The organism is Heliorestis convoluta (genome assembly GCF_009649955.1).
GTDB lineage: Bacteria > Bacillota > Desulfitobacteriia > Heliobacteriales > Heliobacteriaceae > Heliorestis > Heliorestis convoluta.
Map to the genome: position 1 here is coordinate 1,569,210 of NZ_CP045875.1, position 23,645 is coordinate 1,592,854.

Below are 23,645 nucleotides of genomic sequence, written 5' to 3' on the forward strand. Positions count from 1 at the left end.
TTCCCTCTTTCTCTAGCTTTCCACGGAGGCAGATGACGAAGAGCTTTACAAGGGAAGTCATCTGTCTCCATAAAAAAATAGTTTTTTTATGGAGGGTCACAACATGGCAAAAGTCGTTATCATCGGTGGTGGTTGGGCAGGCGCTGGCGCAGCGGTAACTGCAGCCAAAGCAGGAGCAGACGTAGTATTACTAGAGCGCACAGACATGCTGTTAGGAACAGGTCTGGTTGGTGGCATTATGCGCAACAACGGTCGTTTTACAGCTACAGAAGAAGCAATCGCACTAGGCGCGCCTGAACTTTTTCAGGCTGTTGATGATACAGCAAGACATAAAAACATAGAGTTTCCCGGTCACAAGCATGCCACGCTTTACGATGTTGCTAAAATAGAGCCTGCTGTACGTCAATGTTTAGAGCAATTGGCCGTCAACGTTCGCTTTGAAAGCCTCGTTAATGGCGTAAAAGTAGAAAACAATCGTATTACAGCAGTTGTACTTAAATCAGGTGAAGAAATTACGGGTGATGTATTCATTGAAACAACAGGTACAGCAGGCCCTATGGGCAACTGCGCCAAGTATGGCAATGGCTGTGCCATGTGTATCCTCCGCTGTCCCACCTTTGGTGGTAGAGTCAGCATTGCAGCCAAAGCCGGCGTTCAAGAAATTGTAGGTAAAAAAGGTGATGGCTCGATTGGTGCCATGTCTGGTTCTTGCAAACTCCATAAAGAATCACTAGCACCTTCTATTGTAGAAGAATTAGACAAAACAGGTGTTGCCATTGTACCCATTCCTGCAAAACTACAAAAAGGTGACAGCCTCGGGGTCAAAGCCTGTCAACAATACGCCTTAAAAGAGTTTGCAGAAAATATCATTCTTCTCGACACAGGTCATGCCAAATTAATGTCGCCTTACTATGCATTGGACAAGCTACGACAAATTCCCGGCTTTGAAGATGCTCGATTTGAAGATCCTTATTCAGGTGGTATCGGCAACTCTGTACGTTACCTTGCTTTATCACCCCGTGACAACACTCTAAAAGTTGAAGGCATTGAAAACCTTTTCTGTGGTGGGGAAAAAGCGGGTCTGCTCGTCGGTCATACAGAAGCAATTGTGACAGGTTCCCTAGCAGGGCATAACGCTGTCCGTCAAGCCAAAGGAAAAGAGCTGGTGGAACTTCCTACCAACTTAGCCATTGGTGATGCCATCGCGCATGTTAACGAACAAATGAAAACAGAAGAAGGACTGGGCAAAAAGTACACCTTCTCAGGCTCCGTTTATTTTGAGCGGATGAAAGCAGAAGGAATATACTGTACCGACATAGCCAAAATCCAAGAAAAGGTAGATCAAGCTGGGCTTACAGGCGTTTTTGCTAAGAAAATATAGCCTAAGGTAAGGCATAGAAGAGAAACTTTTGCCATGCCTCTATATAGAGGCATGGCAAAAGTAAAAAAACATGACCAATGTCATTTTACTATAAAAAAGTACCACGATGGTTCCTTTCATGCTCCCAGCACAGTAAAAAATCCAAATAATTAAGAAGGGATTTTTGCAAATGCCAGAGTTAACACTTTTACACTGGATCTACTTATCGGTTGTGCTATGGGTTATCGGATCTATGATCTTTCGTAGAGACGTTGTGGTTCCCTGTATCGTCGGTATCTTTCTAATCGGTTGGGTCTACCAAGAGTTTAAACTAGTTGGTGCTGCGCAGACAGTCTTCCGAGCTCTTGAAACATCAGGTACAGAACTTTTTGATATAATGTTGGTCATTGCTCTGATGGTAGCTATGCTAAAGGCGCTACAAAGCATTGGATCGGATGTCTTGATGGTTGCGCCAGCAAAGCGCTTTATGACCAAACCGACTGTAGCCTTTATTACCTTAGCAACAGTCATGTATATTGCAGCAACCTTCTTCTGGCCTACACCTGCTGTTGCTCTTGTGGGAACAATACTAATCCCGGTTGCCATTAGCGCCGGCTTGGCTCCTCTGGCAGCTGCGATGGCCTTGAACTTAGCCGGACACGGTATGGCTCTCTCCGGTGACGTAGTCTTACAAGGCGCACCAGCCATTACAGCAAGAGCTGCTGATGTCGATGTAGCCCTTCTTGTTACCAAAGGCTGGATGTTCGCTACGATTACCGGTATTGTTGCTCTTACTGTTGCATACTTTATGCTACGCAAGCGAAATGAATTGGTAGCCAATGCAGAACAAATCAAGAAAAATGAACTATTAAAATCGAATACAGAAGTGAAAAAGACGGCTGTATCAAAGTTTTTTGCCGCTGCCGTTCCTGCTGTTTTCTTCTTTATTATTATTGTTATGATTCGTTCTAACTTAAACCCCGATCTTCCCGATATCAAAGGTGGTGGCGCTACTTCACTGCTCGGTGGTACAGCCGTTTTCTTCTTACTCGCATCGAGCCTAGCGGGCCACGGACTGTCCGCACTGGAAAAAGTGGTGGGCTTCCTGCGTGAAGGTTTTCTTTTCTCCATTAAAATCTTTGCTGCTGTTATTCCCATTGCAGGCTTCTTCTTCTTGGGAGCGCCTAGCTTAGCCCCAGTTATTTTAGGAGAAGGTGCACCTGGATTTATGTTTGATCTAGGTACAGCACTGGCTCATGTACTACCTCTTGGTACGGTACCTCTGGCATTTGGTATTGTCCTGATCGGAATTATGACGGGTCTTGATGGTTCTGGATTCTCAGGGTTGCCTCTCGTTGGTTCTTTGGCCAACGCCTTAGGTGGACCTGCTGGTGTCGATGTCGCTACTTTAGCAGCTTTAGGCCAAGTGGCTGCCATTTGGACAGGCGGTGGTACTTTAACTGCTTGGGCTTTCGGTGTCGTTGCAGATGCTGGTATTGCTGGCGTCAGCCCTATAGACTTGGTGAGGCGAAACTTTGCTTGTGTTGCTATAGGACTCTTCATTACAACCCTTGTAGCTATAATGATACTATGACGACGTTGGGTTTACTTGCTCGTCCCTGATAGAAAAGTGGATTTATATTGTTTTGTAATGTAAATAAGATATACCATAACAAAAAGAGGGCTTTCGGAGTCCTCTTTTTTGCATGAAATCATAATAAATGGATAAATTGTACATATAGAGGAAGAAAAAGGAGGAATATTACCTTGTCTTCACTATTGCTACAGTATGAAAAAAATATTAACCCTTCAATGGCTCGTATCTTTCGTTTTATGGGATTGGGAACGGAAGCAGTTAGAGCAGAAGGTTCTTATGTATATGACGATCAGGGGAATTGCTATCTTGATTTTTTGGGCAACTTTGGTGTTTTCAATTTGGGTCATCGCCACCCTCGTGTTCTTGAAGCAGTTCGGCAGCAGTTAGAAAAACTTCCTCAGACAACACGCTACTTGGTCGATAGACCTACTGCGGAATTAGCGGCTTTGTTAGCAGAAGTAACGCCTGGTGACTTACAATATTCTTTTTTTTGCAACTCTGGTGCAGAAGCTGTAGAAGGTGCCATTAAGCTGGCTCGACTTTCAACAGGGAAGAAAGGGATTATTAGCACCTTTAATAGTTTTCATGGAAAAACAATGGGAGCTTTAACTGTTTCAGGTCGTGAACTTTTTCGAAAACCTTGTGAACCCTTGCTGCCTCAGGTAGAACATATTGCTTTTGGTGATATCGATGCACTTAAAAAAGTAATAGCCAATCATTCCGATTGGGCTGCTTTGGTTCTAGAGCCCATTCAAGGTGAAGGTGGTGTACAAGTTCCGCCGAAAGGATATCTTCGACAAGTAGAAGATATCTGTCGCAACGAGGGAATTCTATTGATTCTTGATGAAGTCCAAACGGGCCTAGGCAGAAGTGGTTATTTTTTTGTTTGTGAAAAAGAAGAAGTCGTGCCTGATATTCTTTGTTTGGCCAAAGCTTTAGGCGGTGGAGTCATGCCGATAGGGGCCATTGTAGGGCGACCTACTGTTTGGGAACCTTTTTTAGAGAACCCATTTATTCATACGAGCACTTTTGGTGGCAATCCTCTCGCTTGTGCGGCAGCCCTGGCAACCATTAAAGTAATTATAGAAGAGGAATTGGTTCAGCAAAGTCGAGAGAAAGGAAACAAGGCTCTCACGTATTTGCAACAAGTCGCTGCCAACCATGCCGATGTAATCGTAGAAGTTCGTGGACAAGGGTTACTCATTGGCATTGAGCTAGCCCATGAAGGGATGGGTGGCTATATGATCAATCGGATGGTTGAAGAGAAAATCATTGTTGGCTATACTTTAAATAACAGTCGCGTCATTCGATTAGAGCCACCTTTGAATATAGCCATGGAGGACCTAGAAAGAGCTCTAGATCGAATTGCTACGATTACAAAAGAAATGACTGATCAGCGAGAAGATTTTATGGAATCGACTCAGTAAGGGTAAGGAAGGTGTCTTAATGCCCTATATTGAAATAACACGATGGGTACAAGGTGAACCCGAAAAAGTCTATCAACTTGCCAGTCAAATGGAGCAATACCCGGCGTTTATGAAAGATGTTCGATCGATTCAAATCCTAGAACGTGGAGAAGGATATACAATCACTGAATGGGTAACAGAAGTGGATGGCAGAGTTATTCGGTGGCAAGAGCGAGACGAATTTTTCCCTCACGAAGGCTTGATTCGATATCATCAACTTTCCGGTGATTTGAAAAAGTTTGAAGGTTACTGGAAAGTTGAAGAAAAAGAAGAAGGCGGCTTGAAGGGTTCTCAAATTACTTTGGTCATTGACTTTGATCTAGGGATCCCCATGTTGTCGGCTTTGCTCCATCCTGTTCTAAAGCAAAAAGTAAAAGCCAATTCCGAATCTATGGTAGAGGCAATTAAGAAACAAATCGAGCAAAAAGAGAGAACTCTAGGATAGGGAAATAAATCTTATTGACTTAATTAGGGTATATGATGTTATAATCATCTCTAGATTCGGAAGCGGGACTGGTTTTCGATGATGAGCCTTTGCAAACCGTAACGGTGCCGTAGCGGTATTGTGAGGCTTTGTTTTTTTGCAGGATTTTAAGAGCTTTGCTCGAAGTAGTATAGACGCTGCTGACCGGACGGAAAGGAGAGTTACACATGTCTTGGAATATCTGGGAGTCCCTTCTTCCCGAGCTGGCAGAAGTAAGATTAGAGCTTAAAGATAAGATACCTCTTCCAGTAAACTATGGAACCAATGGATCCAAGAAGGGCCTCTATGATGTGCAGAAAATGTTGCCAGCTATTTTGGTCTTTTTGACAACTCGTATGTATGGCGAAACAGACCGCTCGACCCGTTATCTGGCTCTTTCTGTTCAATTTATTCAAGCGGCAACGGATATTCATCGTACCGTACCGGAAGAAAGCTGGAATCGACAGTCCCTAGAGCAACAAATGATCCCTTCATCTGTTTTGATGGGAGATCTTCTTTACGCGCAGGCTGTTGACTATCTCTGTGAAGGACAACTTTTTTCCTATCTCGATAGAGTATCAGAAGCAATCTGCCGTATCCATGAAGGTGCTGTCATTCGGAAAGAAATCATGGAGAATGCTTTCACAGCGGAAGAGCGATTGGAAAAGGCCAAGGAGCTTGAATTTGCAACACTGTCAGCGTTGGCTTGCCGACTGGCTGGTGAGATTCATGGTGTAGCACCTCAAGACCTGAAGGCTTTAGAGCAATTTGGTCGTGTGGCCGGTCTGTTGGCAGGACAAGGTACCATCGCTTCGTCGATGCTTCAGTGTAATATTTGGTTGAAGCAAGGTTTGGAAGCCTTGGGTGATTTACCATCGGGTGTCATGAATGACGCAGGTCAACTTTTGTTAACACAGTTAACTGGATTTTCTTGGAATGAGATTATTCCTATGTCAGTGGAAAGCAAGAACGGCACCCTGACTGGTAAAACGAAAAAAGTGGTCGTTTAGAACAGGGTAGAAGGAGGTAAAGTTCTTGCAGTATTCAGATGGCTTTCGTTCTGCTGAAGAGAAAGAACGATATATACAATCTACTTTTTCTGCCATTGCGAACCACTATGACAGCATGAATCAATGGATGACTTTTAATCTTGATAGTCGCTGGCGTAAGAAGACAGCTCTTTTTTCGGCTGTTCCGCTAGGCGGGAAAGCGCTCGATGTATGCTGTGGTACAGGGGAGCTGAGCCACTGTCTGGCAAGTCAAGTTGGCACGACTGGTGAAGTTATCGGCCTTGATTTTAATGAAGATATGCTTGCAGTAGCCCGTGAGAAACAGAAAAAAGATCAGATACACAAAAACATTATTTTTGTGCAAGGCAATGCTATGACTTTGCCTTTTCCTGATAATACCTTTCATACGGCTACGATTGGTTTTGGTTTGCGTAATGTCCCTGACTTTCGTCATGTTCTCGGAGAAATGATGAGAGTGATACAACCGGGTGGTACTGTTGTCTCTTTAGAGACAGGCAAGCCAGAGGCTTTCTTGATTAAAGACATGCACAAGCTTTATGTAAAGAAAATGGTGCCTATGCTTGATAAACTTTCTGGTGGTCCCCGAGGCCCTTACGCTTGGCTGGCTCGCTCTGCACAAAGCTTTTTGCCCCAGGAAGAATTGGCCAAAGAATATAAAGCACTCGGTCTTGAAAAAGTAAAGTATTATAATCTTTTGGGCGGTGCTGTAGCAATTCATGTGGGATTCAAAGTATAAAGGAAAAGGTACTTTTTCATACCGGAGAGTCTTTCTTATTGGTAGCAATAGGTAAGTCTCTCCGGATTTTCGTGTTTTCTTTTTTCGCGTTCTCACGCCCCCACTGGGAAAAGATAAAGAATATAAAGACGATAGGCCAGAAAGGAGGTCGTCGCTTGTCACAAAGCACTACCGAAAGAACAGGAAATAATAACGGATCAAGTAATACGCTGAAGCGTATAAAAATTTTCATGGAAATGATCAAGTTTGAACACACCATCTTCGCCTTGCCTTTTGCTTATATGGGTGCCCTCTTGGCACAACAACAAATACCTGCTTGGGATGTTCTCTTCTGGATCACTGTCGCTATGGTCGGTGCTCGAACAGCCGCTATGACTCTCAACCGTATGATTGATCGCCACATCGACCGCGACAATCCGAGAACAGCAGATCGCGCCATGGCCAAGGGTGCGATCAAAGTGGGCGAAGCTTGGATCTATACCCTAATCAGTTTTGGCTTGTTGATCCTAGCCGCAGCTATGTTAAACCCTTTGGCCTTACTACTATCGCCGTTGGCTGTCTTTATTCTGACTATCTACTCCTACACCAAACGCTTTACCTGGGCTTGCCACATTGTCCTCGGTGCTGCTCTCGCTGCCGCTCCCGTTGGCGCTTGGATCGGTGTAAACGGCTCTATAGAGGGTTCTATCATTATTTTAGGGCTTGCCGTTCTCACCTGGGTAGCCGGCTTCGATATCCTCTATGCCTGCCAGGATACAGAATTCGACCGTTCCTATGGTCTTCACTCTATTCCTGCCCGCTTTGGCATTGCCAGATCCCTCTGGATCGCCCGTCTTTTCCACATAGCCGCCGCTCTACTCTTAATCATGACAGGCCTTTTGCTTGGACTCGGTTATTGGTACTATATAGGCGTCCTTATCGCGATTATCCTTCTGATCTACGAACACAGCTTGGTATCGCCCCAGGATTTAAGCAAGCTCGATGCCGCTTTTTTTGCTATGAATGGCTATATTAGTGTCACCATGTTCTTCTTCACATTGCTAGATATTGTGCTATAAATGAGAAAGAATCCTCTAAGACGCATTGATTATGAGTCCAAAGTTATTGCCAACCACTAGACAAAACGCAGAGGGAGGAAAAAAGTGCAGGACCTACTAACAGAGAAGAGTCCCTTGGCCGATTTGATACCCAAAGTTCAGGCTGGACAGCGCTTAACAAGAGAAGAAGGGATTCGGCTCTATCAATCCAATGATCTCCTTACCATCGGCTACTTAGCCGATATCATAAGACGTCGAAAAAACGGCGACAACGTTTACTTTATTAATAACCGTCATATTAATCCGACCAATGTATGTATCAATCGTTGTCCTCTCTGTGCATTTGGCGTGGACAAAGAAGACCCCAAATCCTATGTCATGACACTTGATCAAATTGAAGAAAAAGCGAGGGAATCGAGAGAGAGCAACCCCTCAGAAGTCCATATTGTGGGAGGGCTTCACCCTGATATTTCATTTGATTTCCAAGTAGAGATGTTACAACGGGTGCGCAAAGCTTTACCAGATAGCCATATTCAGGCTTTCACAGCGGTGGAAATTGACTACTTCAGTGAACAAACAGGCATGGATCCTCTTCAAGTTCTCAAAACATTGCAAGAAGCAGGCCTCGGCTCTTTGCCAGGAGGCGGTGCTGAAATATTTAGCGAAGGCGTACGCAAAAAAATCTGTGAGAAAAAGATATCAGGAGAGCGCTGGCTAGAAATTCATGGCCTAGCCCATCAACTAGGTATGAAGACAAATGCAACGATGCTCTACGGTCATATAGAGACCATAGAAGAACGAGTCGATCACTTAATTCAATTACGAGAACAGCAAGATAGAACTGGGGGCTTTCAAGCTTTCATTCCTCTGGCTTTTCACCCTAAAAACACAGGCCTCGAAGAGTACGGTCTCGCTCGAACAACAGGCTATGACGATTTAAAGGCACTGGCCATCGCTCGCTTGATGCTTGATAACTTTGATCATATCAAAGCTTTTTGGATTATGATTGGCCCGAAGCTAGCGCAAGTGTCCCTGGCTTTTGGTGTCGATGATATTGACGGTACCGTGGTAGAAGAAAAAATTACCCATGCAGCCGGTGCAGATACAGGACAAGCTTTGACCAGGCAAGAACTGGTACAAATGATTCGTGCTGCTGGCCGGGTACCTTTGGAGCGAGATACATTGTATAAGGTTATTCGCAAGGAGTTTTAGCCCATGTTACGCTTGGGAAAAGTGGACTATCTCAATGTTCTACCCATCTACCACGCTTTTTCCTCCCGCTCTGTACCTTTAGAAGCTGAGCTAGTAGCAGGCGTTCCCGCCTTACTCAATCAAAAATTTCTAGCCGGCGAACTTGATATTACTCCTATCTCATCGATTGCTTATGCAAGGCAACCGGAAGCCGGTTGGGTCTTGCCTGACATCTCGATTAGTGCTGATGGTGAAGTTGAATCGATTCTGCTCTTTTTAAATTGCCCTGTTGAAGAATTACAAGGTAAGACAATAGCTGTTACGACTTCTTCAGCAACATCGGTTGTTCTTTTGAAGATCCTTATGGAGCGGTATTTTCATATTTCTTGTTCTTATCAGCCACTACAGCCCAACCTATCGGAGATGCTAGCACAGTATCCTGCCGCTTTACTGATTGGGGATGATGCTTTATTGGCTCGTGAGAACTGCAAAAGACCTTATGTAGACCTAGGTTTTTTGTGGAAAGAAATGACAGGACTTCCTATGGTCTATGCACTTTGGGTGATTCATCGTGATTATGTACAATCGAAGAGCCATCAGATAGGTTCTGTCGTAGAAGCATTTCAACAGAGTCGTCGCTGGGGCATGAACCATCGAAGTGAAGTGATCAGAGAAGCTAGAAAAATCTGCTCCTTGCCGACTCCCCTTTTAGAAAGATACTTTGATACGATACGATACGATTTAGACGATTCATATCGAAAAGCTGTGGAAGTTTTTTTTGATTATGCGGCACAGGTCAAAGCTTTGCCGGCACCTGTGAAGCTTAAAGTTTGGGGCGTTGATGGATGACGAAAAAGCTACTTCATATTGTTGAAAAAGTAAGGCAGCGTCAACGTTTATCTGTCGAAGAGGCAGAAATACTGTGGACAGAAGGCGATCTTCTTCTACTCGGTCTATTGGCGCAAGAAGTGCGCAAAGCAATGCATGGTGATGATACAGTTACTTTTGTCATTGATCGGAACATTAACTACACGAATGTATGTACCGTAGGTTGTCGTTTTTGTGCTTTTTATAAAAACCCAGATCAAGAAGGTGCCTACCTTTTACGTCATGAAGAGATTTTTCAAAAAATTGAAGAGACCCTTGCTGTAGGAGGCACCCAAATCTTAATGCAAGGTGGTATTCATCCTGATCTATCTCTGGAATATTATGAAGACCTTCTAAAAGCTATCAAGAAAAGATATATCATTCATATTCATTCTTTTTCCCCACCAGAGATTTTTTCCATGGCTGAAAAAAGTGGATTGTCGATTGATAAGACTCTTTGTCGATTGAAAGAAGCTGGTCTTGATTCCATACCTGGCGGCGGTGCAGAAATCTTAGATGATCGAGTTCGCGCGATTATCAGTCCTCGAAAGATAGGCTGGCAGCGTTGGATGGAGGTTATGCAAAGCGCCCATCGTCAAGGCTTAAAAACAACAGCAACGATGATGTTTGGCTCTGTAGAAACCCTTCAAGAGAGGCTTTATCATTTAGAGCGCCTTCGTCAAGGGCAAGATGAAACAGGGGGCTTTACAGCTTTTATTCCATGGAGCTTTCAACCGACTTATACAGAGTTGGGAGGAAAGACAGCTACTGGTGTCGAATACCTAAAAACTTTGGCGTTGTCTAGAGTTTTTTTGGATAATATTCCAAATATACAAGCGTCTTGGGTAACGCAGGGCTCTAAGATGGCACAAGTTGCCCTTGCTTTTGGTGCCAATGATTTTGGCGGAACCATGTTAGAAGAAAATGTTGTAAGGGCAACAGGGATTCGTTATCGTGTTCCTCTTGATGAGATTTTACATTGTATTCGTGAAACAGGGAAAAAACCTGTGCAGAGGGACACGTTGTACCGAGCGCTTCGTGCGTTCTGAGGAGGCGAAGTTTTTCGTGGCTGAAGAAGAAAAAAAAGAAAATACCATGTCCCTTACGGATCATTTAGAAGAGCTTCGCAATGTCTTGATCTGGTCTCTTGTTTTTATGGCGATAGGTACGGCGATTGCTTGGATTTGGCATGAAGAGTTAACAGCGATGTTGGTAAAACCTTTAACCGATTTGGGATTAAAGCCAGTTATCTTAAGACCTGCTGAAGGCTTTTTTGCATCCTTAAAAGTTGCTTTTTTTGCAGGCTTAATTATTGCATCGCCTGCTGTTTTTTGGAAGATTTGGAGCTTTATTGTCCCTGCCCTCTATCCCAATGAGCGGAAATGGGTCTATATTTTGTTGCCCTTTTCGATTCTTTTGCTTGTAACAGGTGTTTTGTTTTCCTATTTTACAGTCTATCCTTTGGCCATTCGTTTTCTTGTCACCTTTGGTGATTTTACGCCTATGCTTTCCATCGGTGAATATTTAAGCTTTGCAATTACCTTCATTTTACCTTTTGGGATTGTATTTCAACTGCCTCTTGTTGTGATGTTTCTTGTTCGGATTGGTGTAGTAAATCATCACTTTCTAAAGCATTATCGCCGTCATGCTCTGATTCTTATGTTTGTTATGGCAGCTATCTTCACACCTACGCCCGATGTGATTTCGCAAATACTTATGGCCGGTCCTATGTATATTCTTTATGAAATCAGCATTGTGATTGCTCGCGTAATAGAACCGAAAAAGAAAAAAGAATCAGAGGAAGAAGATACAGAAGAAAAGGAAGAAGGCTCGAAGGAAGAAGCTATAACAGAACGTAAGGAATAAAAGGCCCTTTTCTTTACAGAAATCAGACATTATGCGATAATACTCCACAAGGACTTTACGTAGTTTTAACAAGAGATTGCTTGAGATGTTCAATGCCAAGAAAGAATATACTTTAAATGATTATGGCGTCAGCCTTAGGAGGTGTTGGTTTTGTTCGGCTTTATTCCTAACATAGGTTTTCCCGAACTCCTCCTTATTCTGGTCGTTGCACTACTTGTATTTGGACCTGGCAAATTGCCGGAGATAGGAAAATCTCTGGGCAGGGGTATCAATGAATTTAAGAGAGCAACGTCGCAACAGAAAGAACTGGATGAACCTCCTCAAAAGTCTGAGGAGTCTCAAAGTAAAGGGGAGACTCCTTCAAAGGACAAATGACCTTCCCATGAGGCACGTCCATAGGACGTGCCTCTATTATCGTTTCGGAAGAGAATATCAAGATAGTAGCAGGTGAGCCTATGGCTTTTCATCTATTTCAAGAAATTGAAGAAGATCTAAGAAGTGTGGAAGCAGAACTGAATAAACAAATGGAGACAACGCACCCAACCATCACGGCCGCCTCGAGTCATCTACTTTTAGGTGGAGGAAAAAGGTTAAGACCGGCTTTTGTGCTTTTAGCTGGAAAGTTGTACAATTATCAACTTAACCGTCTTCTGCCTCTTGCTGTTGCCTTAGAAATGGTTCATATGGCTACGCTTGTCCATGATGATGTTATTGATGAGTCAAAAACTCGACGAGGTATTGCAACGGTGCGTGCTCGCTGGGGCAACAAAATCTCCATTCATACAGGCGATCACCTATTTGCTCGTGCTTTAATTCTGATTGCTGAGCTCGGTGATAGTAGAATTACACAATTATTAGCCAAAGCAAGTGTGCAGATGTGTGAAGGCGAGATTCAGCAAATGGAAAGCACTTTTAATGTGAATCAATCTTTCCGCGATTATCTGTATCGCATTAATCGTAAAACAGCGTTGTTACTCTCCCTATCCTGCCAACTCGGTGCGATGGCTGTTCAAGCGGAACCTAGGGCTGCGAGAACGATGAAATGGTACGGTCACCATTTAGGTATGGCTTTTCAGATAACCGATGACATCTTAGATCTTGTGGCCAATGAAGAAGAACTGGGAAAACCAGTAGGGTCTGATCTTCGTCAAGGCATTATGACATTGCCTATTTTAACGGCCACTGTGCGAGATCCTTTATTAAAAGATCTGGTTCATCAAAAAGAAAAAACAGAAGAAGAAGTAAAAGAGGCAATTGAAAGAATCGTTAAAACTGGCGCTATAGAAGAAAGCAAAAAGGTAGCTCTTTTGTACTTACAAAAGGCCAAAAAAGAACTGGATCATTTGCCTGATTCATCGGTGAAAGAATCTTTCCACAAAATTGCTGACTTTATAGCACAAAGAAACTACTAAGGGTAAATAATTCATTCATCAAATGACAAAATCTACATTTTATGATAGTGATATTAAGCCTATTAATGATAGTGTTAATATGCTAGAATGTTTAGGGTTCAAGTAGAAGGAGGGGAAGTTTTGTCGAAGAACAAGGAAGACTTAGACATGCTACCGGAAGGAGCCAAGCAGGAACAGGAGCCACAGACTGGTTTTGTCGATCGTTTGTGGAATATCTTTAGCTCGATGAAGCTAGGCCTATTCTTGTTGCTCGTGATTGCCATTACTTCTATTGCTGGCACTATCATTCCACAGAAACGCATGCCTCAAGACTATGGTTCTCTCTACCCCTTGTACTCAGCGCTTGGATTGACGGATATGTATGCTTCTTGGTGGTTTGTCACTTTACTATTTCTTTTGGCGATGAACTTGTTTATATGTTCATTTAATCGCATGACACCCTTATGGAACCTTTTTGCAAAGCCAAAGGCAAAAGTAAGTGAAGGTTATCTTACAAGGTTAGATCATCATCTCACGCATCAAAGTACAAAAAACCAAGAGGGCTTGTGTCAACAAGTCAAAGAAGACTGGCAAGGTCGCGGTTATCGAGTTGTAGAAGAAAAGCTAGATGGCAAAGTATTTCTTCACGGTGACAAAGGTCGATATGGAATCTGGGGCTCTTTTATAACCCATGTTTCATTGCTTGTTATTTTATTTGGGGCTGTTTTAGGGATCTACTTTGGAACAGAAGGACGTATTGCAGCCGAAGTGGGACGCACTTTCTCGCTTCATGAAGTATATGAATTGACACCTGATGAGGATTTTAAAGTTCGTGTCGATGATTTTAAGACAATTTACAGAGACGATGGCTCTGTCGATGCTTGGGTTAGTACGCTAACGGTTATTGATGAGGGTCAGGAAGTATTAACAGAAGAAATTCGTGTTAATCACCCCCTCAACTACAAAGGCTATAAGTTTTATCAATCTTTTTACGGATCTTACATTCCTCTTAGAGTTGCTTCTCCCGGATCGCCTGAAGGCGTTGAAGTAACCGTTACAGAACGAGATTTCGTTCCTGTACCAGGAACAAATCTTGGCGTATGGGTTGCTCAATATATTCCTGATTTTGATCCCAATCTAGGTTGGGTCTCCAAATCGCCAGATCCGAACAATCCGAGAATCATATATGTGCTTTATCGAGGCAATCAACAAATTGGCATCGGTGCTGCTACGATCGGGGAGCCAGAAATCTTAGTGGGCGGTGAAGGCGCTGTTACTTTTCTAGACTACAAGCCCTACACAGGGCTATCGGTCCGAAAAGATCCTGGTGTTGGTATCGTATGGCTCGGCTGTGGCCTCATGATTTTGGGCTTATCTCTATCTTTTTATGTGCCTCACCGACGCATCTGGGCCATCATTGAAGAAAAAGACGGAAAAGGCCATTTCACCATGGGTGGTCATGCACAAAAGAATAAGATCGCTTTTGTTAAAGAATTTGAAGATATTGCTACACCATATGCGAGAAAAGCAGAGGGGAGTGGGACATCATAGAAACAATGGGTTTTGAAGAGAATTTGTTATTCTATCTCACCTTCGCAGCCTACGGGATAGCATCGCTGTTATACATTTCCTATGTAGGTACGAAAAATGCAGTAACAGCGAAAGTTGCATTTTACATTGTCGTTTTTGGTGTTGTCGTTAATACGGCCGCCATGCTCTTAAGAGGCTACATTGGCGGTTACGTCCCCTTAAGTAACGGCTACGAATTTTTGTTGGCTTTCTCATGGGGTATCGCTTTCGTGTACTTGGTGACGGAATGGAAATATAAAGTACCGATTACAGGTGCTTTCGTAATTCCTATCGCTTGGTTGCTTCTTGCGTATGTGGCTATTTTGATGCCCGTAGAATATAAAGTAGCTAGACCTTTGATGCCAGCTTTACAATCAAACTGGCTTACCTATCATGTAATTACAGCACAATTTGGCTATGGTGCTTTTGCTTTTTCTTTTGGTGCTGGCATCATGTATCTGATTAAAGAAAGAGCAATCAACTTGGGAATAAAAAGCGGTTTGGCCGCAAAGTTACCTTCTTTAGAGACACTGGATCAATTGGGTTATCGTCTGATAGCAGTAGGTTTCCCTCTTTTATCTCTTTGTATTATTACTGGTGCAATCTGGGCTGAATATGCCTGGGGTCGCTACTGGAGCTGGGATCCAAAAGAGACTTGGTCACTGATCACTTGGCTTGTCTATGCTGTCTATCTTCATGCTCGCTTCACCTATGGATGGCGCGGAAAAAAAGCTGCCATCTTAGCTATCATTGGCTTTATTGCCGTACTCTTTACTTTCTTCGGAGTGAATTACTTCCTCTCTGGTTTACACTCTTACGCATAAGATTCTTTCTAGTTGCAGGAGAAAGGGGATAGCGTGTTGTATCCTATTATATTGAAGCTAGAAAGTCGTCCCTGCTTGGTTGTTGGAGGCGGGAAGGTTGCTGAACGTAAAGTTAACAGCCTTGTCGACGCGGGTGCAAAAGTTGCTGTAATTAGTCCTATGATTACGGAAAATATTCAGAAATGGGTTGACCAAGGTACGGTGCGCTATCAAGGGCGAGGCTACCAAGAAGGTGATGCAGCGGGATATTTTTTAGTTGTTGCTGCTACCGACTTACAAGAAGTGAACGATTTAGTAACTCGCGATTGTAATCAGCGCAATATCCTGATCAACACTGTGGATAATCCTGAAGGAAGCAACTTTTATGTACCGGCCACCATTCGAAGAGGCGATTTACAGATTGCTATATCAACGGGTGGTGCTAGCCCGGCTGTGGCTCGAAGGATACGCCAGAGTTTAGAAGTTCAGTTCGGAGAGGAGTACGGGGAGTTTTTAACTTTGATGGCTCGTTTGCGTGAACAGGTTCTCAGAGAGGTTCCTTGTCCTGTCCGTCGAAAAGCAATTTTTGATAGTTTGGCAGATGCAGATCTTCTAGAGCTCATCAAATGTGGTGAAGAAAAACGCTTAAAGGAGCGGGTCGCCCAGTGTTTATCTTCGTCGTTGGATTAAATCACAAATCAGCGCCCGTTGAAGTGCGTGAGCAGCTTACTTTTCCAGAAAGCACAATTGGTGAATCCTTAACTCGCCTTAGGAGCGAAAAAGCGATTGAAGGTTGCATCATCTTATCGACCTGTAATCGTACAGAAATTTATTGTGCAACCACCGATCTGGAGAAAGGCCTGGCATCGGTTCGACGATTTGTTACGAATTCAGGGCCTCTTGTCGTCGACGATTTTGCGAACCACTTCTACACCCATAGTATCTATGATGCTATTCGGCATTTGTTCCGTGTCGCCGCTGGACTGGACTCCATGGTTCTGGGTGAAACCCAGATCCTGGGGCAGGTCCGGCGGGCCTACCAACTAGCCTGTGAACATGGAGCTTCTAACAGTGTTTTGAACACATGGTTTCAACAAGCTATTGCCGTAGGCAAGAGAGTTAGAACGGAGACAGGGATCGATCAGAACCCCGTATCTATTTCTTACACGGCTGTGGAACTAGCCCGACAAGTCTTTGATTCCCTAGGAGGGAAAACGGCTCTAATTCTTGGCGCTGGGAAGATGAGCGAATTAACCTTAAAACATCTTTGTAGTAACGGCGTATCGACGGTCATTGTAGCCAATCGCTCTTTTGATAGAGCAGAAGCTTTAGCAAGCCAATTTGGTGGACGAGCCATTTCTTTTTCTGAGCTAGAAAATTATATTGTTGAAGCCGATATTATCATTTCTTGTACAGCAGCAACGCACTATGTAGTCAGAAAAAACATGGTTGAAAATATTATGGCTTGCAGAGCAGAACGCCCCCTATTCTTGATTGATATTGCCGTACCAAGAGATGTAGAGCCTTCTGTAGGTACAGTGCAAGGCGTTCATTTGTTTGATGTGGACGATCTGCAAAATGTCATTGACCAGAATCTTGCAGAACGGCGAAAGGCAGCTTCTCAAGCTGAAATTATCATTGAACAGGAAATTAATAAATTTCTTAAGTGGTTGAACTCTCTTTTTGTTGTTCCAACGATTATTGCCTTAAAATCAAAAGGAGACGATATCAAGAACAAAGAGCTTGACCGGGCTTTTGCAAAGCTGAAAAACCTTTCTGAAAAAGAGCAAAATGCGATTGGGGCTTTGGCCTCCTCCCTGGTCAATCAAATTCTTCACGATCCGATCACACAGATACGACAGCATGCTGCTAGTCCTGAAGGACATCTATATTCAGAGATCTTACAAAATCTCTTTAACTTAGAGGTAGCTGGGCAAAGGCAGAAAAAGAATGTTGAATACTCTGAGACAAGGAGCCAGAAGTAATGTCAGCAATCATAAATCGTCCTGTTATTATTGGAACTAGAGACAGTGCCCTTGCTTTATGGCAAACAAACTGGGTCTTAGGAAGATTGAAAGAACTCTTTCCTGAGCAAGCCTTTGAAGTAAAAGCCATTAAGACCAAAGGAGACAAAATCCTTGATGTAGCCCTGGCCAAGATTGGTGACAAAGGACTATTTACCAAGGAACTAGAAATGGCCATGCTCGAAGGTGAGATTGATATGGCTGTTCACTCCCTGAAAGATATGCCAACAACATTACCAGAAGGTCTTGTGATTGGTGCTATCTGTGAGCGGGAAGATTGCCGTGACATCTTTATTTCACCAACAGGAACTAAAATTGAAGAATTGCCCCAAGGTGCTAAAGTGGCTACATCAAGCTTGCGACGCAAATCACAGCTCTGGAAATGGAGATCCGATCTTGAGCTTGTTGACATTAGGGGTAATCTTCAGACGCGCATGCGCAAATTAGAAGAACAAAAATTAGATGGCCTTATTCTAGCGGCGGCCGGCGTAATTCGCCTTGGCTGGGCCGATAAAATTACGCAGTATATACCAACCGATGTGATCCTTCCTGCCGTAGGACAAGGATCTATCACCATTGAAATGCGTGAGGGAGACGAAGAGATCGCTCAAGTTGTTAAACCTCTTAATCACGAAGAATCATCTCTCACCATTCGAGCTGAAAGAGCTCTTATGCGTACTCTTGAAGGTGGCTGTCAAGTTCCGATTGGAGCCCTTGGCTCTCTACAAGGCCAAGGTGATAATAGACGTCTCGTTTTAAATGGTCTCGTTGCTTCCCTAGATGGGCAAAAGATTTGCCAGGGACAAGAAGAAGGGAATGCTGATGAGCCTGAACAAATTGGTTTACGTCTGGCTGAGCGTCTGCTCCAATTGGGTGCCAGAGAGATACTAAATGAAGTGAGACAGGAGTCGAAGCAGTGATGAATCCAAAAAATGTAGGTAAAGTATATCTAGTCGGCGCCGGGCCGGGAGATCCCGGACTCATCACCGTAAAAGGCTTGCAATGCATTCAAAAAGCAGAGGTTCTCGTCTATGATCGCCTTGCAGGTCATCGCTTGCTAACCTATGCAAGACCTGATGCAGAGCTGATTTTTGTTGGCAAAGGTCCCGATCTTCATGTGTACAAACAAGAAGAAATTAATGAAGTATTAAAGCAAAAAGGTCTTGAAGGGAAAATTGTAACAAGACTAAAAGGTGGAGACCCTTACGTTTTTGGACGGGGTGGGGAAGAAGCGGAAGTTTTAAAAGAAGCTGGTGTACCTTTTGAGGTTGTACCGGGCATTACTTCAGCTATTTCTGTACCTGCTTATGCAGGCATTCCTGTTACACACCGTGACTTTACTTCTAACTTTGCAGTCATTACAGGCAACGAAGATCCGAACAAAGAAGATTCAGCCATTGACTGGGCCAAGATCAGCACTGGCATCGGTACGCTCGTCTTCCTTATGGGCATGGGCAATTTGCCAATGATCGTGAAAAAGTTAATTGAAAACGGCAGAGATGCAGAAACACCTGTCGCTTTAATCCGTTGGGGTACTCGTCCCGAACAGAAAACGTTAACAGGCACTCTGAACAACATAGTTGAAAAAGCCACAGAAGTAAACTTCAAAAATCCTGCCATTATTATTGTGGGAGAAGTGGTGAAGCTTCGCGATACCTTAAACTGGTTTGAGAAAAAGCCTCTTTTTGGCAAGCGCGTTGTAGTAACTCGTTCCCGTCAGCAAGCTTCTGCTTTTGCGGCTAAATTAGAAGGACTCGGAGCAGAACCTTGGGAGTTCCCAACAATCGACATACAAGATCCAGAAGATTTGGCACCACTGCAACAAGCCATTGCAAAAATCCACGAATATGAGTGGATTGTCTTTACGTCTCCCAATGGCGTACAACGGTTCTTTACTCGCTACTTTGAAGCGGGTCACGACATTCGTGATCTCTCGGGTGTTCGTCTTTGTGCCATTGGACCACAGACGAAGAAAGAACTGGCCAAATTCGGTCTCAAAGTTGACTATGTACCAGAAGAGTATAGAGCAGAAGCTATTATTGATGGCTTGAAAGATTTAGACTGGAAAGGTCGCAAAGTTCTATTGCCAAGAGCTGATATTGCTCGCAAAATTTTACCAGAAGCACTGGCCTCTTTTGGTGCAGAAGTCGATGATGTAATTACTTATAGAACGGTACGCGGTGGCGGGGATGCCAAGCTGCTTCGTCAGATGCTGGCAGAAAAAATGATTCATGCTGTTACCTTCACCAGCTCTTCGACAGCCCGCAACTTTGTTGAAATGCTTGGTGTTGATGATCAGGAAGAGTTGAAGCAACTATTAGAAGGTGTTACTCTTGCTTCGATTGGACCTGTCACTTCCGGAACGATGGTGGAGCTCGGTCTTACTGTAGATATTGAAGCAACAGAATATACCATTCCAGGACTGACAGATGCACTGTTAAAGCACTGGGGTTTATAAGAGACTTCCTAAAAAACATTGCAATATAGAGGAGCCCGCTGGGAAAAAAATGAAGCCTGGCGGGCTTATCAAGGAAAGGAAGAACGATATGATCGGCGTAACAAAACTACTTTGTGATTCAGAAAACTTTGGTGATCGACTCCGTTATGCCCACGGTTCCCAAGGACAGAAGCACGGTGCCGTTGCAGGATATGGGCCTGTTGTGGCTTGGAACGTTTCTAGAACTTGTAACCTAAACTGCATTCATTGTTACTCTGACTCAGAAGATAAAGACTACCCCAATGAGTTAACGACAGAAGAAGCGAAAAAATTTATTGATGATCTGGCTGACTTTAATGTACCTGTTTTGCTTCTTTCTGGCGGCGAACCTTTGATGCGTCCCGATATATTTGACTTGGTCGCCTATGCGACAGAACATAAAATCCGCGTAACTTTCTCCACCAATGGAACCTTGATTACGCCCGATGTTGCCAAAGAAATTAAAAAGTTTGGCGTAGGCTATGTTGGAATCAGCCTTGATGGCATTGGCGAAAACAATGACCGTTTCCGTGGAAAAAAAGGCGCTTTCAATGAAGCTTTAGAAGGCATCCGCAATTGCCTAGCCATCGATCAGCGTGTTGGCTTACGTTTTACGATTAATCGTCATAACTTTAACCAGCTAGAAGATATTTTCAGACTGATTGAAGAAGAAAAAATTCCTCGCGTCTGCTTCTACCACTTGGTCTACTCCGGTCGCGGTGGCAGCATGATGGAAGAAGATATTACCCATGAAGAATCAAGACAAGCCATGGATCTGATCATGGACAAAGTCTTAGAATTTCAGCGCAAGAACTTTGATTGTGAAATTCTTACCGTCGACAACCATGCCGATATCGTCTATCTCTACCTACAAATGCTGAAAAAAGATCCAGAGAGAGCTGAAAAGGTCTGGAAGCTTATGCAGTTCAACGGTGGCAATCGCACAGGCATCGCTTTTGCTAACGTAGATTCCCAAGGCTTTGTGCACCCTGATCAGTTCACACAAAACCATACTTTTGGCAACGTAAAAGAAAGACCTTTTGGCGAGATCTGGACAGATACTAGTAAGAGTGAGATTCTAGCGGGACTGAAAGATCGCAAGCCCTTGCTCAAAGGTCGTTGTAGCCAGTGTAAGTGGCTGAATGTTTGTAACGGTAACTTCCGAGCTCGTGCAGAAGCTGTGACTGGAGACTTCTGGGAATCCGATCCAGCTTGCTACCTCACCGATGAGGAAATTGGTTTAAAATAAAACCTTCAGATTTCTTTGGAGGCGTAAAGACGATGAAAGATATCTATCCTGGCTTTCCAGTCCAACGGCTTCGTCGCTTGCGAGAGAATGCTGTACTGAGACAGATGGTTCGAGAGAACCATCTGTCTCCAGAGGATTTAATTTATCCTTTGTTTGTTATACCAGGGGAAAACCGAAGCAATCCCATTTCATCGATGCCTGGTGTTAGCCAGCTTACCATTGATCTTCTTGTTAAAGAAGCCATCGATGCTTACCAAGTTGGTGTCAAAGCGGTAGAAATCTTTGGTATACCGCCAGAAAAAGATGAAATTGCTTCTGGTGCTTACGATCCCAACGGCATTGTCCAAGAAGCCGTTCGTGCTTTGAAAAAAGCTTGCCCTGACTTGTATGTCATTACAGACGTATGTCTTTGTCAATTTACCAACCACGGTCACTGCGGAATTGTAGAAGAAGGCAAAATCTTAAATGATCCTTCTCTTGATTACTTAGCTCGTACAGCGCTGTCTCATGCCCAAGCAGGTGCTGATATGGTTGCGCCTTCTGACATGATGGATGGACGGGTCGCAGCAATTCGTAAAGCCCTTGATGAAAATGGTTTTGACCATATTCCCATTATGTCCTATTCAGCCAAATATGCTTCTAGCTTTTATGGACCTTTCCGAGAAGCGGCAGAGTCGGCACCGCAATGGGGTGACCGTCGAACTTATCAGATGGATGCATCCAACAGCGAAGAAGCCCTTCGAGAAACAGCTTTAGATATTCAAGAAGGTGCTGACATTGTTATGGTGAAGCCTGGTATGGCTTACATGGATATTGTTCGCAGATTAAAAGATACCTTTGGTTTACCTGTTGCTGTCTACAATGTATCAGGTGAGTATGCCATGGTAAAAGCGGCTGCAGAAAAAGGCTGGATCCATGAAAAAAGGATTGTTTTGGAGCTACTACTTAGCTTTAAACGGGCTGGTGCAGATCTTATTATCACCTATCATGCCAAAGATGCAGTACGCTGGATGAAAGAACAGGCCTAGAAAGGAAGGAACAGAGCAATGATTATTTCTTGGAATACTACCAATGATTGTAATATGTATTGTGATCACTGCTATCGCGATGCTGGGGTAAAAGCGGATGAGGAGCTGTCCACCCAGGAAGGAAAAAATCTAATTGATGAGATTGCCAAAGCAGGCTTTAAGATTATGATCTTTTCCGGTGGAGAGCCTCTAATGCGTCCTGATATAGTTGAACTGGTAGCATATGCCACCTCAAAAGGCCTACGCTCTGTCTTTGGCACCAATGGCACCTACATTGATCTTGATATGGCCAAAGCACTTAAAGAAGCAGGCGCCATGGGTATGGGTATTTCCTTAGACTCCCTAGACAAGGAAAAGCATGATCGTCTACGCAAATACGACAATGCTTGGGATGAAGCTGTACGAGGCATGGAAAACTGCCGTGCTGTAGGACTTCCCTTTCAGATTCATACAACTGTTATGGACTGGAACCGTCATGAGGTGAGTGCCCTCACAGACTTTGCTGTTGAGATGGGAGCAGTCGGTCACCATACCTTCTTCCTCGTACCAACGGGACGAGCAGTATCGATTGAAGAAGAATCTCTTCGCGCGGAAGAATATGAGCAGATTCTGACTGAAATTATGGAAAAGCAAAAAACTGTCGACATTGAGTTAAAGCCGACTTGTGCCCCTCAGTTTATGCGTATTGCTAAAGAAATGGGTCTGAATCTTCGCTACGGTCGGGGTTGCTTAGCAGGCACACATTACTGCATTATCTCTCCTGTTGGTGTCGTACAACCTTGCGCCTACTTAAACATATCAGCTGGCAATGTAAGAGAAAAGCCCTTCTCCGAGATCTGGACCGATGCACCTATCTTTAAAGAGCTGCGCACTCTAGATTACAAAGGTGGCTGCGCGAGTTGTAAGTACAAAGTCGCTTGCGGTGGTTGTAGAGCTCGTGCTTACTACTATCATGACCAAGATTTTATGGCTGAAGAGCCATGGTGCCTCTATCACGGTCGAAAGGGGTATTAAGCCATGAGACTGGACGAGTTAGATCGCCAAATCTTAAATATCGTTCAATATTCTTTTCCTGTAGCAGCAGAGCCATATAAAGCTCTAGCAGAACAAGTGGGTTCAACAGAAGAAGAGATCATGAGCCGGCTAAAAAAACTCAAAGAAGATGGCGCCATTCGTCGGATCGGTGGTATCTTTGATTCTCGCAAGCTTGGTTACAAGTCATCGCTTTGTGCCATGAAAGTTCCTGTAGAAAAACTCCAAGAAGCAGAAGAGATTATCAATGCTTATCCTGGAGTGACTCATAATTACTTGCGTGAGCATGAATACAATATGTGGTTTACATTAATCTCACCTTCAGAAGAAGCGATGGAAGCGACTCTAGAAGAGATGAGAGAAAAAAGTGGCTGCGAGATCCGGAATCTCCCTGCAGTTCGTTTCTTTAAGATTAAAGTTGACTTTAAGCTTACCGACAACAAATAAAGCTTGGCTCCT

At 43.8% G+C, this 23,645-nt stretch carries 23 protein-coding genes; all 23 read left to right on the forward strand.

All coding sequences use genetic code 11. From position 1 onward, the window contains the following. Positions 1 to 103 precede the first annotated feature (103 nt). The 23 genes from FTV88_RS07500 (at position 104) to ahbA (ending at position 23,633) form a co-directional block, all read left to right on the forward strand. Positions 104 to 1,381: an FAD-dependent oxidoreductase gene (locus FTV88_RS07500; RefSeq protein WP_153725063.1), complete on the forward strand. Its 1,278-nt coding sequence runs from the start codon at positions 104 to 106 to the stop codon at positions 1,379 to 1,381. A 169-nt stretch (positions 1,382 to 1,550) separates the two neighbouring features. After that, positions 1,551 to 2,954 (forward strand): hypothetical protein, encoded by a 1,404-nt coding sequence (locus FTV88_RS07505; RefSeq protein ID WP_243137408.1) that lies wholly within the window; start codon positions 1,551 to 1,553, stop codon positions 2,952 to 2,954. 173 nt (positions 2,955 to 3,127) lie between these two features. Beyond that, positions 3,128 to 4,384 carry an aspartate aminotransferase family protein gene (locus FTV88_RS07510; RefSeq protein WP_243137410.1) on the forward strand — a complete coding sequence of 419 codons (1,257 nt, stop codon included), beginning with the start codon at positions 3,128 to 3,130 and terminating at the stop codon, positions 4,382 to 4,384. 19 nt (positions 4,385 to 4,403) lie between these two features. Continuing rightward, positions 4,404 to 4,868 carry a type II toxin-antitoxin system RatA family toxin gene (locus FTV88_RS07515; protein WP_153725065.1) on the forward strand — a complete coding sequence of 155 codons (465 nt, stop codon included), beginning with the start codon at positions 4,404 to 4,406 and terminating at the stop codon, positions 4,866 to 4,868. A 206-nt stretch (positions 4,869 to 5,074) separates the two neighbouring features. Next, the gene (locus FTV88_RS07520; RefSeq protein WP_153725066.1) at positions 5,075 to 5,896 is read left to right on the forward strand and encodes a polyprenyl synthetase family protein; all 822 of its coding nucleotides are present in this window, start codon (positions 5,075 to 5,077) and stop codon (positions 5,894 to 5,896) included. Between the two features lie 25 nt (positions 5,897 to 5,921). Beyond that, positions 5,922 to 6,653 carry a demethylmenaquinone methyltransferase gene (locus FTV88_RS07525; protein WP_153725067.1) on the forward strand — a complete coding sequence of 244 codons (732 nt, stop codon included), beginning with the start codon at positions 5,922 to 5,924 and terminating at the stop codon, positions 6,651 to 6,653. A gap of 155 nt (positions 6,654 to 6,808) precedes the next feature. After that, positions 6,809 to 7,711: a 4-hydroxybenzoate octaprenyltransferase gene (locus FTV88_RS07530; RefSeq protein WP_279236980.1), complete on the forward strand. Its 903-nt coding sequence runs from the start codon at positions 6,809 to 6,811 to the stop codon at positions 7,709 to 7,711. A gap of 84 nt (positions 7,712 to 7,795) precedes the next feature. Then, on the forward strand, positions 7,796 to 8,902 hold the full coding sequence (gene mqnE, locus FTV88_RS07535; protein ID WP_153725068.1) for an aminofutalosine synthase MqnE: 1,107 nt from the start codon (positions 7,796 to 7,798) through the stop codon (positions 8,900 to 8,902). 3 nt (positions 8,903 to 8,905) lie between these two features. Beyond that, positions 8,906 to 9,730, forward strand: coding sequence for a menaquinone biosynthetic enzyme MqnA/MqnD family protein (locus FTV88_RS07540; RefSeq protein WP_153725069.1), 825 nt, complete (start codon positions 8,906 to 8,908; stop codon positions 9,728 to 9,730). Next, positions 9,727 to 10,797 (forward strand): cyclic dehypoxanthinyl futalosine synthase, encoded by a 1,071-nt coding sequence (gene mqnC / locus FTV88_RS07545; protein WP_153725070.1) that lies wholly within the window; start codon positions 9,727 to 9,729, stop codon positions 10,795 to 10,797. Before FTV88_RS07540 ends, mqnC begins: the two co-directional genes overlap by 4 nt. Before the next feature lie 16 nt (positions 10,798 to 10,813). Continuing rightward, positions 10,814 to 11,614 (forward strand): twin-arginine translocase subunit TatC, encoded by an 801-nt coding sequence (gene tatC, locus FTV88_RS07550; RefSeq protein WP_243137412.1) that lies wholly within the window; start codon positions 10,814 to 10,816, stop codon positions 11,612 to 11,614. Positions 11,615 to 11,776: 162 nt separating this feature from the next. Further along, positions 11,777 to 11,989, forward strand: coding sequence for a twin-arginine translocase TatA/TatE family subunit (tatA, locus tag FTV88_RS07555; protein ID WP_153726560.1), 213 nt, complete (start codon positions 11,777 to 11,779; stop codon positions 11,987 to 11,989). Positions 11,990 to 12,069: 80 nt separating this feature from the next. Next, positions 12,070 to 13,026 (forward strand): polyprenyl synthetase family protein, encoded by a 957-nt coding sequence (locus tag FTV88_RS07560; protein ID WP_153725072.1) that lies wholly within the window; start codon positions 12,070 to 12,072, stop codon positions 13,024 to 13,026. 120 nt (positions 13,027 to 13,146) lie between these two features. After that, entirely contained in the window at positions 13,147 to 14,556 is a 1,410-nt protein-coding gene (gene resB / locus FTV88_RS07565; RefSeq protein WP_162007945.1) for a cytochrome c biogenesis protein ResB, read from the forward strand. A gap of 5 nt (positions 14,557 to 14,561) precedes the next feature. Further along, the gene (gene ccsB / locus FTV88_RS07570) at positions 14,562 to 15,398 is read left to right on the forward strand and encodes a c-type cytochrome biogenesis protein CcsB (protein ID WP_153725074.1); all 837 of its coding nucleotides are present in this window, start codon (positions 14,562 to 14,564) and stop codon (positions 15,396 to 15,398) included. 33 nt (positions 15,399 to 15,431) lie between these two features. Continuing rightward, positions 15,432 to 16,067 carry a precorrin-2 dehydrogenase/sirohydrochlorin ferrochelatase family protein gene (locus FTV88_RS07575; protein ID WP_153725075.1) on the forward strand — a complete coding sequence of 212 codons (636 nt, stop codon included), beginning with the start codon at positions 15,432 to 15,434 and terminating at the stop codon, positions 16,065 to 16,067. Then, positions 16,043 to 17,362, forward strand: a complete 1,320-nt coding sequence (gene hemA, locus FTV88_RS07580) for a glutamyl-tRNA reductase (protein WP_153725076.1) — start codon at positions 16,043 to 16,045, stop codon at positions 17,360 to 17,362. The genes FTV88_RS07575 and hemA overlap by 25 nt, the downstream gene beginning before the upstream one ends. After that, positions 17,362 to 18,321: a hydroxymethylbilane synthase gene (gene hemC, locus FTV88_RS07585; protein WP_153725077.1), complete on the forward strand. Its 960-nt coding sequence runs from the start codon at positions 17,362 to 17,364 to the stop codon at positions 18,319 to 18,321. The genes hemA and hemC overlap by 1 nt, the downstream gene beginning before the upstream one ends. Continuing rightward, complete coding sequence (gene cobA / locus FTV88_RS07590) at positions 18,321 to 19,859, forward strand: uroporphyrinogen-III C-methyltransferase (RefSeq protein WP_153726561.1); 1,539 nt, start codon at positions 18,321 to 18,323, stop codon at positions 19,857 to 19,859. Before hemC ends, cobA begins: the two co-directional genes overlap by 1 nt. An 88-nt stretch (positions 19,860 to 19,947) precedes the next feature. Beyond that, complete coding sequence (gene nirJ1, locus FTV88_RS07595) at positions 19,948 to 21,126, forward strand: putative heme d1 biosynthesis radical SAM protein NirJ1 (protein ID WP_153726562.1); 1,179 nt, start codon at positions 19,948 to 19,950, stop codon at positions 21,124 to 21,126. A 32-nt stretch (positions 21,127 to 21,158) separates the two neighbouring features. Beyond that, on the forward strand, positions 21,159 to 22,154 hold the full coding sequence (gene hemB / locus FTV88_RS07600; protein WP_153725078.1) for a porphobilinogen synthase: 996 nt from the start codon (positions 21,159 to 21,161) through the stop codon (positions 22,152 to 22,154). An 18-nt stretch (positions 22,155 to 22,172) separates the two neighbouring features. Continuing rightward, positions 22,173 to 23,168, forward strand: a complete 996-nt coding sequence (gene nirJ2 / locus FTV88_RS07605) for a putative heme d1 biosynthesis radical SAM protein NirJ2 (protein WP_153725079.1) — start codon at positions 22,173 to 22,175, stop codon at positions 23,166 to 23,168. A 3-nt stretch (positions 23,169 to 23,171) separates the two neighbouring features. After that, positions 23,172 to 23,633 (forward strand): siroheme decarboxylase subunit alpha, encoded by a 462-nt coding sequence (gene ahbA, locus FTV88_RS07610; RefSeq protein ID WP_153725080.1) that lies wholly within the window; start codon positions 23,172 to 23,174, stop codon positions 23,631 to 23,633. Positions 23,634 to 23,645 lie beyond the last annotated feature (12 nt).